The 15,678-nt window shown below is 44.7% G+C and carries 12 protein-coding genes and 1 pseudogene; 8 read left to right on the forward strand and 5 right to left on the reverse strand.

The annotated features are described in order from the left end of the window. Positions 1-7: 7 nt before the first annotated feature. The 3 genes from yjgA to V7051_RS19695 all read right to left on the reverse strand — a co-directional run bounded on the left by yjgA (position 8) and on the right by V7051_RS19695 (position 2,657). Positions 8-583: a ribosome biogenesis factor YjgA gene (gene yjgA / locus V7051_RS19685; RefSeq protein WP_333877927.1), complete on the reverse strand. Its 576-nt coding sequence runs from the start codon at positions 581-583 to the stop codon at positions 8-10. A gap of 295 nt (positions 584-878) precedes the next feature. Next, positions 879-1,211: a ComEA family DNA-binding protein gene (locus V7051_RS19690; RefSeq protein ID WP_333877925.1), complete on the reverse strand. Its 333-nt coding sequence runs from the start codon at positions 1,209-1,211 to the stop codon at positions 879-881. Between the two features lie 126 nt (positions 1,212-1,337). Continuing rightward, entirely contained in the window at positions 1,338-2,657 is a 1,320-nt protein-coding gene (locus V7051_RS19695; protein ID WP_333877923.1) for a UDP-glucose dehydrogenase family protein, read from the reverse strand. Positions 2,658-2,849: 192 nt separating this feature from the next. On the opposite strand from V7051_RS19695, the gene V7051_RS19700 reads away from it, so the two are divergent. From V7051_RS19700 to V7051_RS19715, 4 genes are all read left to right on the forward strand, one after another. Next, positions 2,850-4,988: a RelA/SpoT family protein gene (locus V7051_RS19700; protein ID WP_333877921.1), complete on the forward strand. Its 2,139-nt coding sequence runs from the start codon at positions 2,850-2,852 to the stop codon at positions 4,986-4,988. A gap of 33 nt (positions 4,989-5,021) precedes the next feature. Next, positions 5,022-7,826 (forward strand): DNA polymerase I, encoded by a 2,805-nt coding sequence (polA, locus tag V7051_RS19705; protein ID WP_333877919.1) that lies wholly within the window; start codon positions 5,022-5,024, stop codon positions 7,824-7,826. Positions 7,827-7,961: 135 nt separating this feature from the next. Next, entirely contained in the window at positions 7,962-8,810 is an 849-nt protein-coding gene (locus tag V7051_RS19710) for an HDOD domain-containing protein (protein WP_333877917.1), read from the forward strand. A gap of 60 nt (positions 8,811-8,870) precedes the next feature. Continuing rightward, on the forward strand, positions 8,871-9,752 hold the full coding sequence (locus V7051_RS19715) for an MBL fold metallo-hydrolase (RefSeq protein WP_333877915.1): 882 nt from the start codon (positions 8,871-8,873) through the stop codon (positions 9,750-9,752). Here V7051_RS19715 and yihA read toward each other — a convergent pair. Beyond that, a complete protein-coding gene (gene yihA, locus V7051_RS19720; RefSeq protein WP_333877913.1) occupies positions 9,725-10,357 on the reverse strand; it encodes a ribosome biogenesis GTP-binding protein YihA/YsxC in 633 nt (210 codons plus the stop codon). The genes V7051_RS19715 and yihA overlap by 28 nt on opposite strands. Before the next feature lie 108 nt (positions 10,358-10,465). Here yihA and V7051_RS19725 point away from each other — a divergent pair, with 108 nt between their 5' ends. The 3 genes from V7051_RS19725 to V7051_RS19735 all read left to right on the forward strand — a co-directional run bounded on the left by V7051_RS19725 (position 10,466) and on the right by V7051_RS19735 (position 13,574). Further along, the gene (locus tag V7051_RS19725) at positions 10,466-11,146 is read left to right on the forward strand and encodes a c-type cytochrome (protein WP_333877910.1); all 681 of its coding nucleotides are present in this window, start codon (positions 10,466-10,468) and stop codon (positions 11,144-11,146) included. A 165-nt stretch (positions 11,147-11,311) separates the two neighbouring features. Beyond that, positions 11,312-11,932 carry a thiol:disulfide interchange protein DsbA/DsbL gene (locus V7051_RS19730; RefSeq protein WP_333877908.1) on the forward strand — a complete coding sequence of 207 codons (621 nt, stop codon included), beginning with the start codon at positions 11,312-11,314 and terminating at the stop codon, positions 11,930-11,932. A 100-nt stretch (positions 11,933-12,032) separates the two neighbouring features. Then, positions 12,033-13,574 carry a GGDEF domain-containing protein gene (locus tag V7051_RS19735; protein ID WP_333877906.1) on the forward strand — a complete coding sequence of 514 codons (1,542 nt, stop codon included), beginning with the start codon at positions 12,033-12,035 and terminating at the stop codon, positions 13,572-13,574. A 55-nt stretch (positions 13,575-13,629) separates the two neighbouring features. On the opposite strand, the pseudogene V7051_RS19740 reads toward V7051_RS19735, so the two are convergent. Next, a pseudogene (locus V7051_RS19740) lies at positions 13,630-14,145 on the reverse strand (DUF2058 domain-containing protein); the annotation flags it as partial. 284 nt (positions 14,146-14,429) lie between these two features. Here V7051_RS19740 and V7051_RS19745 point away from each other — a divergent pair. Continuing rightward, positions 14,430-14,972: a DUF2058 domain-containing protein gene (locus tag V7051_RS19745; protein WP_333877904.1), complete on the forward strand. Its 543-nt coding sequence runs from the start codon at positions 14,430-14,432 to the stop codon at positions 14,970-14,972. Positions 14,973-15,678 lie beyond the last annotated feature (706 nt).

The following is a 15,678-nucleotide window of genomic DNA, read 5'->3' on the forward strand; positions in this document are numbered from 1 at the left end:
AGGACGATTAATCATCCTCCTGCTCATCCTCGAACTCTGTGTCATCATCCGGCTCGCCTTCAACCTTAAATAATTCTTTCAGTTGGCGATATAACAGGCGGGAGGATTTAGGCGGTTTACCGGCTTCTGCTTCTTTTTGAGCATTGCGTAATAATTGCCTTAATAATTGCCTATCCGCATGCGGTTGCTCGTCAAGCAATGCCGTCAACGCATCATTACCCTCGCTAATCAGCCGATCACGCCAACGCTCAACAATATGATGCTCCCTGACAGCGTGGGCGCTTTTATTTTTGATACGCGACAGTTTCTCTAAAATAGGCTCTATATCCATCTTGTTGAGTTGACCGGCAATAAATTTCAGCAACCGTTTTCTCGCGCCTTTATGCGGCATTCCGGATACTTCTACAACGGCTTTATTGATAATCTCAGGAAGTTCAAGAATTTTTAATTGCCCTGCCGGTAGCTCTGACATTTCTTCGCTTAAAGCAAAAAGAGCCGCCATATCTTTCTTTATTTGTGTTTTATTAGGCCGGATTGCGTAATATTCAATCTCTTCATCATCGTATTCGTATTCTTCATTCATTTCATATCAAACCATTGCAGTTAAAAACAACAAATAACACCGGCACTTTACTCAATCCAACTTGGCTATTCTACTGAGCTTCATCGAAACCCAAACTACATCCAAAAAAAATATCGTCCAGTCGACAATATAGATGAATATGATTGAGTCAGGCCTGTTCGGTCATTTTACAGTATTTTTAGCCGGCCTGTTTTTTGCCCGGCGCTAAGTGCAGATTAAAATAAACGCCAAACAACAAAAAACCGGCAGCCCCCTAATAAGAAACTGCCGGTCACTTGCAATAACTACCAATAATCTACTTGTTTTTTTCTTCTATCTTTTTATCAGCTTTTTCATCTATTTTTTTATCAGTCTTTTGATCACCGGCTACCGCATCGCTTAACAAAATATCATTTTTGATTTTTTCGACGGTTTTCGGACCGATTCCATCAACGTTAACCAAATCTTCCACAGTTTTAAATTCACCTTTTGTCTCCCTGTACTTAACAATGGCTTCGGCTTTTTTCAAACCTATGCCCGACAAAGCTTCCCCTATGGTTTTTGCGTCAGCGGTATTGATGTTTACAGGTGCGGCAATAACATTAAATGAACAAGCGGCGACAAATAACACGACTAATAATCTTTTCATCTTTATTTTCCTATTATAAAAATTTATATGATTTGTGATTTGTGAATAGTCTTATAGATGCCAGCCAAAATTATTATTAACCATTCGCCACTTAGTTTAGATGCTTGCCTTATAAATACAACTTTTTTACTTTCCTATCGCGTAATAGGCCAATCCGCTACGCTTAACCATTTCCGGCTCATGCATATTACGGCCATCAAAAATCACTTTATCCTTAAGCTGTTGACTCAGCATATCAAAATCAGGACTGCGAAATTGCTTCCATTCCGTAACAATCACCAAAGCATCGGCTTGTTTTAGAGCGTCTTTAGGCGAACCGCAATAACTCAACCCCGGCTTGGCGCCATAAAGCCGCCTCGCTTCTTCCAGTGCCTCAGGATCAAAGGCCTGAACCGTTGCGCCTGCTTCGATCAAGGTCTCCAGAACAGCCCGGCTTGGCGCATCGCGCATATCATCGGTATTGGGCTTAAACGCCAATCCCCACAGGGCGAATACTTTGCCGGTTAAATTACCTTGATAATAGTTATTAATTTTTTCAAACAGGCGATGTTTTTGCCGGTTATTGACATTTTCCACCGCATTAAGTAACTCCGCATGATAACCCTGCTCCTGCGCCGTTCTTTCCAGCGCTTTTACATCTTTGGGAAAACAGGAACCGCCATAACCGCAGCCGGGATAAATAAAGCTGTAGCCGATACGGCTATCGGAACCTATACCGTGTCTTACCTGTTCAATATCCGCGCCCAAATGCTCGGCCAGGTTTGCCAGTTCGTTCATAAAGCTGATTTTAGTTGCCAGCATCGCATTCGCGGCATATTTGGTTAATTCAGCTGAACGTATGTCCATCGTGATGACCCGCTCAACACTGCGGTTAAACGGCGCATAAAGCGCTTTCAGCAATTCCGCCGTTCTGGGGTTATCGGTACCGATAATGATCCGATCCGGCTTCATAAAATCATCCAGTGCCGCACCTTCTTTCAAAAACTCGGGATTTGAAACCACATCAAACTCCAGGTCTTTGCCGCGACGGGTCAATATCTGCTGCATGAGGGCTTTAACTTTATCTGCGGTGCCCACCGGGACGGTTGATTTATCCACAACAACCCGATACTCCTCCATATTCTCGGCAATACTCTTCGCAACCGCCAATACATATTGCAAATCTGCCGAGCCATCGTCATCGGGCGGCGTACCGACAGCTATAAATTGAAACACGCCATGATCTACAGCCACCTTAATATCAGTAGTAAATCTCAACCGTCCAGCCGCTTGGTTTTCTTTGACCATTGCTTCGAGTCCCGGCTCAAATATCGGAATGATGCCTTGTTGCAGCTTAGCAATTTTAGCCTCATCAATATCGACACAGAATACATCGTTACCGACTTCCGCAAGACAGGCACCTGTCACCAAACCTACATAACCGCTTCCGAATATTGTAATTTTCATTTTTTCAAGTTTAATTATTTGTTAAAAATATGACGCTATAGCCGTGCCCCCTAGGCATCATAAATTCGTTTGATTACATTTTGACGATATAACAGGCTTATTTAGCGGATTAATTTTCCGATAATGAGTGCTTGTTACATTTGCCGCCATTGACCTATTATAACAACCGAGTTTTCGAATTATTGACCATCAATGCAAAAAAACACCGAACCGAATAAACACCTTTTTAACGGATTTTCTGCCCCCGACGCCGAGCAAATAAACCGGGCGCTGGCGATTGTCGCGCAAATTCCTGAAGACCCTCATTATTTTCGGCCCAAAGGCGTTGAAGTGGCGGCAATTTTGATGGACTTTAATGTCGATCTAAAAACCATCCTCGCAGCGATATTGAGCGATCCGCGCTTAGCTCATTTAAATCCCAAACCTGATATTAAAGAACAATTCGGCAAAACGGTCGCAACGCTGGTTAAGGACGTTAACTGGTTGAATAAGTTATCCGTTTATTCGCTGGAAATGACGGATCAACCGAGCCAAACGGAAACCTTGCGTCGAATGTTGCTATCCATGACACAGGATGTCCGCGCCGTATTAATAAAGCTGGCTTACCGAATTCAACGACTTAAAGTTTTACCTAAAGACTCTTACGAACTCAGGCGCTTTATTGCCCAGGAGACGCTGGACATTTATGCGCCGATTGCCAACCGCATGGGCATTCATCAGTTGAAATGGGAACTGGAGGACATGGCTTTTCGCTATTTAAAGCCCCAATCCTATCGCCGCATTGCCAAGTCGCTAACCGATAACCGTGTGCAGCGGGAAAACTGCATTAACAAGTTTATTGCCCTGCTACAGAGCAAACTCGCCGAAGAAGGAATTTCCGCCGAGATTTACGGCCGCCCCAAGCATATCTACAGCATCTGGAAAAAGATGCAGCGCAAGCAACTGGACATAGACGAACTGTACGACCTGTTAGCCGTACGCGTTATTGTCGACAACCTGACCTCCTGTTACGCCACTTTAGGGATGGTGCATAGCCTTTGGCAGACCATTCCCAAAGAGTTTGACGACTACATCGCCAATCCCAAAGAGAACGGCTACCAGTCCTTACATACCGTCATTATCGACTCTGAAGGCAATCGCATCGAAGTGCAAATCCGCACCCAGCAAATGCACGACTTTGCCGAACTCGGGGTTGCTGCTCACTGGTCCTATAAAGAAGGCGGTAAGCATGACACGGCCATAGAAAAAAACATTGCGTCTTTACGCAAGTTACTGGAAGAAACCTCTTCCGAACGCAGTCGAAAGGAAGGCAGCGACGAAGTCCTGTCCGAAAGTTTTCGTAGTGAATTGTTCAATGACCGGGTCTATGTTTTAACCCCGGCCGGTAAAATAATCGATCTGGTTAAAGGCTCTACCCCGCTGGATTTCGCCTACGCTATCCATACCGAAATAGGACATCGTTGCCGTGGAGCAAAAGTCAACGGCCGCATTGTGCCGCTAACCTATGCCTTAAAATCCGGAGAGCAGGTAAAAATTTTAACGGCAAAAGACGGCGGGCCCAATCATAACTGGATTGATCTCAATCTGGGCTATTTAAAGACATCGGCTGCGATCAGCAAAGTTAAAAGCTGGTTTAAAAATCAGCAACAAGCGCAGAATATGGCTACAGGCAAGGCTATTCTCGACAAAGAAAGCCAGCGGCTGGGGTTAAAAACGCTAAATTTAACGGAACTGGCTAAGCATTTTAATCAGCCGGATACCGATAAATTGCTTGAAGCCATCGGCCGTAGCGATATTAATAGCCGTCAACTTGCGGCATTTTTCAAGATACCTGAATTGGAGGCTCCGTCAGCATCTGCTCAGCGTAAAAAACCCGAACCCGAGATTAAATCGGTCATTTCTGTAGAAGGCATCGATAACGTTCTAACTTCTTTTGCTCACTGTTGCTCCCCTGTTCAAGGCAATGACATTATCGGCTATATTTCTCACAAAAAAGGCATTACCATCCACCGTAAAGACTGCGAAAATATCTTGCACCTCGGCCCCGAAAAGCAGGCCCAGCTTATCTCGGTCAGCTGGGGCGCCAAAAAAGCCAGCTATGCTGTGCCTATTGTTATCCATGCATTTAACTCCCAGAATTTGCTCAATGACGTTACCCAGATTTTGTCCCAGACTAAAATCCATATTTCCAATGCGGCGCTGAAGACGCATCCCGATTTGTCAGCGCTACTGAATTTGACCATTCAAATTGAAAACACCGATCAGTTAAGCCAAGTGCTTAATAAAATAAGTCAATTACCCAATATCGTGGATGTTAAGCGTAAAACCTGATGCCTACACCTTTAACCCTGCCCCTAGAATCCTATGTCCCAACAAACACAAATCTGTCCTGAGCTTGGCCGAAGGGAACGCCTGATCCTGGTTGACGGCTCATCTTTTCTGTTTCGCGCTTACCATGCCATTCCGCCGCTGACCAACGCCAACGGCGAACCCACCAATGCAATTTACGGCGTAAGCAGTATGTTGCGCAAACTGATTGCAGACTATCACAGCGACTACATCACCGTGATCTTCGATGCACCGGGTAAAACGTTTCGCAATGAGCTTTATGATCAGTACAAAGCCCATCGCCCTGCTATGCCTGATGATTTGCGGGTACAGATTGCCCCATTGCACAACCTGATTCGGGCGATGGGTTTGCCGTTAATTATCGAATCCGGCGTAGAGGCCGACGATGTACTGGGGGTGCTGGCCCAACATGCCGAACAACAAGGCTATGACGTTATTATTTCCACCGGCGACAAGGATATGGCGCAACTGGTCACCGAGCATATTATCCTGGAAAATACCATGTCCAATACCCGCATGGATATTCAGGGCGTGATTGACAAATTCGGCGTCAAGCCGGAACAGATTGTCGATTATCTGGCCTTGATAGGCGACACCGTCGACAATATTCCCGGCGTCCCCAAAGTGGGCCCCAAAACCGCGGCAAAATGGCTGGAGCACTATCAGACCTTGGAAAACCTGATGGCTCACGCCAATGACATCACCGGCAAAATCGGCGAAAACCTGCGCGCCAGCTTGGACTATCTGCCTTTATCCAAACAACTCACCACCATTAAGTGCGACCTTGATTTGCCATACTGTATGGAGGACTTGAAACAGCAGCCTATGGACAAGGTCGAGCTGAAATATCTATTGACCGAACTGGGCTTTTCGTCCTGGTTAAAAATGCTGGATACACCTTCGTCTACGCTGAGGACAGTTCCGGTTAAAGCGGAACCGGCACAAGCTGTGCCGTATCCTGACCTGATTGCCATGGATGAAGGAAATGCCGTCAATCTGCCGGGGACAACCACGCAATCGTATGAAACCATACTGACCGAGCAGCACTTTAATGACTGGCTTGAGCAATTGAACAAAGCCGAATTGTTTGCCTTCGATACCGAAACCACCAGCCTGGATTACAGTAAAGCCCGGATAGTCGGCGTGTCCTTTGCGGTTACCCCGGGGGTTGCGGCCTACGTGCCTTTAGCCCATGACTATACCGGCGCACCGGATCAGCTGGATCGATCCGAAATACTGGAAAAACTGCGGCCTCTGCTGGAAGATCCGCACAAGCCCAAGCTCGGGCAGAATCTGAAATACGATATGCACGTGCTGGCTAATCACGGCATTGCATTAGACGGCATTGCGCACGACACGATGCTTGAGTCTTATGTATTAAACAGCACCGCGACCAAACATAATATGGACGATCTGGCCAAGGAGTACCTGGACGTTACAACCATCCATTATGAAGATGTCGCCGGAAAAGGCGCAAAACACATAGGCTTTCAGAAAGTGCCGATAGAACAAGCCGCGCCTTATGCAGCGGAAGATGCCGACATTACCTTGCAACTGCATCAGGTGCTGAATGCAAAACTGGCACTGCAGCCGAAATTGCTTGAGTTGTATACACAGATGGAAGTCCCGCTGATTAGCGTGCTGGCCCGGATTGAAAACAATGGCGTATTGATCGACACTGCGATGCTTGCGCAGCAAAGTCTCGAACTTTCCAGCAAGATTATCTCCCTTGAACAGCATGCCCACGATCTGGCCGGACAGACATTTAATCTGGGTTCGCCAAAACAGATTCAGGATATCCTGTACGATAGGCAAAAACTGCCGGTATTAAAGAAAACACCCAAAGGCCAGCCATCGACTGAAGAATCGGTGCTACAGGAATTAGCCCTCAAGTACCCGCTGCCTAAGGTGATCCTGGAGCACCGCAGTTTAAGCAAGCTTAAATCAACCTATATCGACAAACTGCCGCAGCAGGTTGACGGACAAACGGGTCGGATTCATACCTCTTACCATCAGGCGATAGCCGCAACAGGCCGCTTGTCTTCTTCCGATCCCAATTTGCAAAATATTCCGATACGCAGTGAAGAAGGCCGAAAAATCCGCCAGGCCTTTATCGCCCCGGAAGGCAGAAAAATAGTCGCGGCCGATTACTCTCAAATTGAACTGCGCATCATGGCGCATTTATCGGCTGATGAAGGTTTGCTAAAAGCCTTTAGCGATGGAGAAGATGTGCACCGGGCCACAGCGGCTGAAGTATTTGGCGTGGCTCCCGAACAAGTCACCACCGATTTGCGCCGTTCCGCCAAAGCCATTAATTTTGGCTTGATTTACGGCATGTCGGCCTTTGGCTTGGCACAGCAGCTGGGCTTGTCGCGCAATCAGGCGCAATCGTATATCGATTTATATTTTGCCCGTTATCCGGGCGTCCTTAACTATATGGACAGCATCAGGGCGCAAGCCCGCGAACAAGGCTACGTTGAAACATTATTCGGCAGGCGGTTATATTTACCGGAAATAAACTCACGCAACGCGGCGCGACGCCAGTATGCCGAACGTACCGCTATTAACGCGCCGATGCAGGGAACTGCGGCTGACATTATTAAACGCTCAATGATTGCCACCGACCAGTGGTTATATAAAGAAAAGCCGGATGCCAAAATGATTATGCAGGTACATGACGAGCTGGTGTTTGAAATTGCCCAAGATCAGGTAGATGACTGCGCGAGGAAAATCAGGTCGATCATGTGTGCAGCCGTCGATCTCGATGTGCCGCTGGTTGTCGATATAGGCATAGGTAATAATTGGGACGAAGCTCACTAACGGCTAGTTTTTATTTTCGGCATTACGACGGTATTGTATTATAGTGGCAACAGCCCTTGGTCTTATGCAACTGATAACTGACAAATATTTTTCTCAACTATGCTCTCCTTGTTGATTATTGCTTAACGATACACAATGCCAAACTCAAAAAACGAACAACTCATCGTCCTCGTTGAAAAAATGCCCGCTTTCCCTAAAAGCGTCCAACAGGTCATGCAATTAACATCAGACATCAACGCTTCGGCAAAAGATATTATCCGCGTTATTGAATGCGACCCGGTCATGACCGTTAAAATCCTTAAGGCTATTAATTCATCTTTTTACGGCCTGCCTCAAAAAATCACTTCGGTGCAGCGAGCGGTCGTGCATATTGGCCTTAATACCATAAAAAATATAGCCTTGGGCGTTGCGGCCATGGGCATGTTGAATGCTGACAATAAGGCCAACTTCAATACCTCCAATTTCCTGCTGCATTCTTTGACCACTGCCGCAATCAGCAAAATGCTTGCTGAACGGATAGGTCTACCTTCAACAGAATGCGGCGATTGTTTTGTTGCCGGATTACTTCATGACTTTGGGAAAGCGGTATTCGCCGAATTTATGCCTGATGAATTTAAACTCGCGTTAGAAAAGAGCCGGGAACAACAGCTACCCTTGCATCAAACCGAGCTTGAATTTATCGGTCTTAATCATTCCCAGGCCGGCAAAATGCTGGCTGAAAAATGGGAGCTGTCAGGTCCGTTAATTGATGCCATCGCTCATCATCATAATCTTGCCCCTAGCGAAAATGTCTTACGAGACTGCGTTTTTGCCGCTAATCAAATCAGCAAACACATGCAATTCGGCAATGGCGGCAATCCTATGATAGAAGACTTCCCCGAATCCATTGTCGCCCGCTTTGGCTCGACCCTTCCTGCCATGTGCGACGCTTTGGGGGATTTGCAATCCATCAAAACAGAAGCTCAATCTTTTATTAACTTGTAGTGCTCGGTTTGTGCTCCTGCATCGCCCAACCTCCTACATCCATGCAGTCGAAGGATAACAATGAAAATTAAATTCTGGGGCGTTAGAGGATCCATAGCCACACCGGGACCCAATACCGTTAAATACGGCGGCAATACCACCTGCATAGAAATCAGAACCGATGACAATGATTTGATCATCCTCGACGCCGGTACCGGCATTCACGCGCTTGCACAAAACCTGCTCAAAGAAATGCCGATCCAGGCGCATATCTTCATTACCCACACCCATTGGGATCATATTCAGGGCCTGCCTTTCTTTATTCCCATCTTCATTCCTAACAACCACATTAAAATTTACGGCGGAATTGATCCGGTAACCAATGAAACCATCAACCGGGCGCTTTCCGTACAGTTGCAATACAGTTTCTTTCCGATACGGGAAGCGCAGCTGAATGCGCGGATTGAATACGCCACAGTCAAACCGGGGGTACCGGTCAAGGTAGGCAGCGCCACAATCACCCCTATTGTGCTCAGTCATCCGGTATTAAATTTCGGCTATCGAATCGATTGCGATGGACAATCGGTTTTTTTTACCGGCGATTACGAGCCGCAACTGAACATCTATGATCCGCAAGATGATGAATATGCTGAATTCCAGTCTTTTGTTGATGCAAAATGGAAAGAAGTCGTCTTGGCCATGAAAGATGTCGATGCATTGATTGTCGACTCATCCTACACCAACGAGGAATATGCCTCCAAACAGGGTTGGGGGCACGGCACTTACGATTCGGGAATAAAACTGGCTATTGCCGCAAAGGCAAAAAAACTATTTTTCACCCACCATGAACCCACCCGCAGCGATGCAAGTCTTGATGCCATTTACCAAAACTTATTACAAAACAATCCGGAAACCGACTGCGAATTGTTGCTTGCTCAGGAAGGCGTTGATATTTCGCTTTGATCCTGATCAACAAGATTAAATAACCGGTCAAGCGCAGAATGCACCTCATCAATACCGGTTTTTTTCAACGACGAAAATAGCTGAATCGTCAAAGGAAAATTCGCATCCTTCAACTCCTTTTGGACCTGCAACAAAATATTTTTAGCCGCGCCGTAATTCAATTTATCGGCCTTGGTTAACAACACATGTAGCGGCAGCCCGGTATGCTCGCACCATTCAACCATTTGCCAGTCAAACTCGGTTAACGGATGGCGCACATCCATCACCAGAATAATCGCGCATAATGATTTACGGCTGGTTAAATAAGTTTCCATCAACTCATGCCATTTTTTCTTCACTGCTAAAGGTACTTTGGCATAGCCGTAACCCGGTAAATCGACAAACCGTTGCTGCTCGTTAATTTCAAAAAAATTGAGCATCTGGGTTCTGCCCGGTGTTTTACTGATCCGGGCCAATGCATTTTGCCTGGTTAAAGTATTAATCGCGCTCGATTTACCGGCATTCGAACGTCCCGCAAACGCCACTTCCAGGCCCTGATCCGGTGGCGTATCCTTGAGATGGGGCGAACTGTTAATAAATTTTGCTTGATGATAAACTGGATTCATCGTTGTCTCGCTTAGAGTTACTATTTAGAGTAAAATTTGGTCATGCACAGCAGCCTGAATAACTAAAAAGACTGGCATAAATGATTAACCATTCCGAAGGGGAATTTGATGAAGAAAAAATTGCAGGTACTTTCAATTTCTCTGGCGCTGGCCAGTGCTACTAGTATTTTACATGCAGAAGGCAATATTAACGCAGGAAAACAAAAATCAGCGTCCTGCACCGGTTGTCACGGAGACGACGGTAACAGCATGGTAGCAACATTCCCCAAGCTTGCACAGCAACATTCTTCATATTTGGTAAAGCAGTTGCAGGCATTTAAAGACGGTACCCGCAACAATCCGATGATGTCGGCTATAGCGATGACATTGTCTGATGAAGATATGACTGACGTTTCCGCTTACTACGCGACACAAAAAATTTCAGAAAACACTTTGCCCGTCCTGGAGTCTGCCGATGAAGATGAAAAACCGGCAGCCGATAAACCAACCGACAAAAAAGATACCATCCAGGCCATCATTGCTCAAGGTAGCGACCTTTACCGCAATGGCGACCTAAAAAGTGAAGTTTCTGCCTGCATCGCCTGCCATGGTCCTTTTGGCGAAGGCAATAAACCGGCTTCATTCCCCGCATTAAAATCGCAACATGCCGACTATTTAATAAAAGCACTCACTGACTTTAAATCCGGTTCACGTAGCAATAACCCGGAAAACATAATGCATATGATTGCAAAGAAAATGACGGATGCAGAAATAAAAGCCGTCTCATACCGCATATCAATGATGAAATAAAGTGTAGGGTGAGCTCGCATTACAATAGTATGGCTGACTTTGCTCTAAGCAAAGCCAGCATTTCCATTTATGCAGTAGTCGTTTCAAGCCATCTGTTTATTCACATAAAGTTTGGCGGTTTGCTAAAGCAAAACCGCCCTACCAAACCTATAGAGAACTTTAGCTATGCTTAAAAAAATCGCTCAAACCAGCTTATTAATCTTCTTATTTTCCTGCTCAGCCTTGTTAAAAGCCGAATCCGTTGGTTATGAAACCCTATCGCCGGCGCAACCCACTCATAACCCGGACAAAGTTGAAGTCATTGAGTTTTTTTGGTACGGCTGCCCACATTGTTACAGCTTTGAACCATTACTGGAACAATGGGTGAAAAGCCTGCCTAAAAACGTTGAATTTATCCGTCAACCCGCTGTATTCAGCGACCTTTGGGGCAAACATGCCAAAGCTTATTTTACTGCCGAAGCTCTGGGCTTAGTCGACAAAGTTCATGCCGACTTTTTCGATGCAATACAAAACAAAAAACAGAATCTTGAGACCGAAGATCAACTGGCTAAATTCTTTGTCGCGCACGGTGTTAACGAAACCGAATTTCACAACGCCTATAATTCCTTTTTGGTCGACTCGAAAATGCGTCAGGCAACAGCTACAGCGAGCCGTTACGGCGTAACCGGCGTTCCTGCAATTATTGTTAACGGCAAATATAAAACCAATGGCCCTTTGGCCGGTTCTCAAGAAAAAATGATAGAAGTTATCAATAAGCTGATCCAACAGGAAAGCGCTGCAAAATAATCGTACCGTTCATCAGCAGATTACCGTCAACTTAATAAATATTTTATAGTTTGACGCTTAAGTTATTCAGCTTTCTCATTAATCATTGACAAGGTCTATCATGAGTTTTTTTAATAAGGCAGCTGATCCGGATACATGGAAAGAAAAATATTTAAATCTGCTTGATGAACAGGAACAGTCAACGGAATCTTACAAGGAAAAAGAAGACCTGCTTTGTAAAACCATAGTACGCTTGACCATAGCAACCACAGGACTGGACCCGCTTCTCGATCCACACTTGCAAAATATCCGCGACCAGCTAAAAAGCGGCATAAATAGCCCTGCACTTAAAGATGAGCTCGAAAGATTTACCAATTCGGTAGCTCAAATCAAACACACACCGCCTCAAAACCGGTCAGAGGAAATCGGGTTACTATTTGATTTTTTGCTCCAGCAATATACGACTGAAACACAACAAAACGTACTCAAGCTGCTGAAGAATAAAGCTGAAACTGTAAAGTTTGAGACCCCGAATCAATTATTTATCGCCATACTTGAGGCTATCGAGTCTGATACCGACACATCCGCGTCAGATAATATTGTCGCTAACCATATTGATATAGGGATTGTCAGCAAACAGTTACTGATTTTACTGGAAGGCATTGAAATTCCCAGTATTTTTGACCAACAAGCGCAAATTGCAAAACAATTGCTTGCCACGCCTAATCAAACTGCAACGGCTTTTGAACCTATTCTGGACAAATCCTTTAAGCTGCTGCTTAAAATCAAGCAGCACAGTCAATCAGAACAAAAAGACATTGATAATTTTCTGTCCCACATTACCGAACAATTAGCAGCACTCGACGTCAGCATAATGGGCGCCAGTACGGCTGCACAAAAATCGGCCGAAAACAGAAACAGACTTGATCAATCCGTTTCCGAGCAAATGGAAGAATTGAAATTAAGCTCGACCAATGCCACGACACTGGAACCTTTAAAAGGAATTATTAACAGTCGATTAGCAAGCATTGCCAAAGAAATTCAGGAGCATAGCCAAAAAGAAGCAATTCAACGTCAAAAGACACAACAACAACTGGATGATTTGGTCGATAAAATAAAAAGCATGGAGTCTGAATCCTCCGAGCTTAAATCAAAGCTTAAAATTGCCAATAACCAGGCATTACGGGACACGTTAACAGGACTGCCAAATCGCAACGCCTATAATGAGCGCCTGGAAACCGAACTGGCCCGCTGGAAACGTTACCATACGCCATTAAGCCTTATCATCTGGGACATTGATCATTTCAAAAATATCAATGATAGTTATGGCCATAAAGCCGGTGATAAAGTACTGTTGTTAATCGCCAAACAATTATCCGATCATTCCCGCGAAACTGATTTTATTTCCCGCTTTGGCGGTGAAGAATTTACTATGCTACTACCCAACACTAACGGTCAATCGGCTTTAATACTGGCTAACCAACTGCGTAAAACTATCGAAAAAACCGGCTTTAATGCCAGCGGCGCATCCGTTGCTATTACAATTTCCTGCGGCATTACTGAATTTACTTTGAATGACACTGATGAAATAGCATTTGAACGCGCAGATCAGGCGCTTTATCAGGCTAAACAGCAGGGCCGCAACCAGTGCTGTGTACTGTAAAAGACTCAAGTTGTAGGCGTGCTATTACCGGCAGGCACAAATAAATTCGCGCCCTCTACCAAATCAAGTCATCAGGAACCTGGTACTGCGCATAAGCATCATCTACCGCATCTACAATCTTATTTTGCTCATTAAAAACAATCACACCAGCTGTATCACGCGATTGTATTTTTCTTGCCGCCTCGGCCGACACCACTTCATATTGTTGCCCAAGTTTTACAATAGCCAGACGTCCTTCGGCAATCTGATCGCGCATCGTCTCAGAGACATACAATCGTTTAACCTTATTATCGTCGGTAAAATTATAAGCCAGTCCTTCAGGATCTCTGGGCAGCCGGTTTAACTCAATAATCTGTTTGACTTGGGCGGCCAACTGTTTTTGCTCTTCCTGCTGTTGACGCAATTGATTCAGCTCTCTGTCCCTTTCGATCTTTTCAGCCTGTGCTTTTTGAGCCAGCTCTTTAGCCTCATCAACCACATCAATTCCATTTTTACGCTGCTGCTGGGCCTGTTTACGCTTATCGGATTTAACGCTTTTGGCTTGAGCGGCACTGACTAAACCGGATTTTAGTAACTGTTCTTGTTGTAGGAGAGTACTTTATATATACCTAGTAAAAATATAATCAATTTCTGTAAGTATATGTAATTTTTACAATAAAATAAAGTTATATATAATAAATCAATATCCTTAATCAATAAAATCCGTTTACACAAAGCTCAAGACTTCCTCACGCGTAATAGTTGATGCTCATGTTTTGAAGTTGAAAAAGTGGGTAGAAAACGCTAGAGTGAAAGTTTAATAAAAAAGTTATGTTTTAATTTAACGATGGAATGCGGGGCTGAGGAGATTCTAAAATGAAACTATCATTACAAGAACAATTACTAAAATCCGGTTTAGTCAGCTCAGCCCAGGCTAAAAGCGTCAAATCCGATAAGCGCAAACAAGCCCAGCAGCAGCGGAAAAATGGGGTTGAAGTGGTGGATGAAGCTAAAGAGTTGGCTCAAAAAGCACAGGCTGAAAAAATAGAACGGGACAGGCAGCTGAACCAATTACGCCAACAGCAGGAAGAGCAAAAACAGCTGGCCGCTCAAGTCAAACAGATTATTGAGTTAAACCGCTTACCCAGGGATGCCGAGGGACTAGCCTACAACTTTACCGATAATAACAAGGTCAAGCGATTATATGTTTCGGAGGTGATGCGCGATCAGATTGCCGAAGGACGGCTGGCCATTGTAAAGCTGGGGACAGACTATGAAGTAGTCGGCGCCGAGGCGGCAAGAAAAATACAGCAGCGCGATGCCACCAGCGTAATTGTCTTTAATGAGTCCAATAAAACTGCCGATGTGGCGGACGATCCTTATGCGGCGTACCAGGTTCCTGATGATTTGATTTGGTAATTGATATAAAAAAATTCGCACTCACAAATCACTCGGATTAGTTCAGTGGCTCAGTAAGTCCAATACAAATCAGGCCAAATTCAGAACGACAAGGTTCACCAGCAAAAGACACGGACGCTAATTTCCAGTGACCGACTGGTTAACCTTGAAAAAGCAGCCATACAAAGACAGTCAATGATTGGCAACCATCTTGCCCCTAAGAGAAAACTTCTCATAACGGATGTTATGTCAAATAGTTTAAATAATTTTTATATCGTTAGAATATCAAGTAATGAAAAATCGAGCGAAGTATTACCTGTTGTAGTTGCTGTTTAGCTTAGAATATTTTACTCTGATTGACACATTCCCGGCATATTGCGCTCTGGCGTACAAGTTTTTTCGTTTGCTTCTACGACACAAATAACATTAATTTAATATTCGTTGTTAGAAATGCTAGCATTTTTCAACTCAAGTACCAGTAACCTGCATGTTAACCATCTTATAAGATCATAAAAATGGAAGAAAAATTGAAAAGGAGCTTAATTGTTACTCCAGAGTTTCTTGATCTAAAAAATAAATTTAGGGGGCTTATTTCGAAGTATAGATCGAGTCGGTTTGTAAAAGATCGCATTGTTTCTACTTCTGCGCAGTTTCGATCAGGCCTTCGGAATCTGGGTAGTGGATTAAATCTGTAATTAGGCATGAATATCCAAGCCGAATTCGACCT

Origin of the sequence: Methylobacter sp. (assembly GCF_036845245.1) — a bacterium.
In the GTDB taxonomy this organism is placed as follows: domain Bacteria; phylum Pseudomonadota; class Gammaproteobacteria; order Methylococcales; family Methylomonadaceae; genus Methylobacter_A.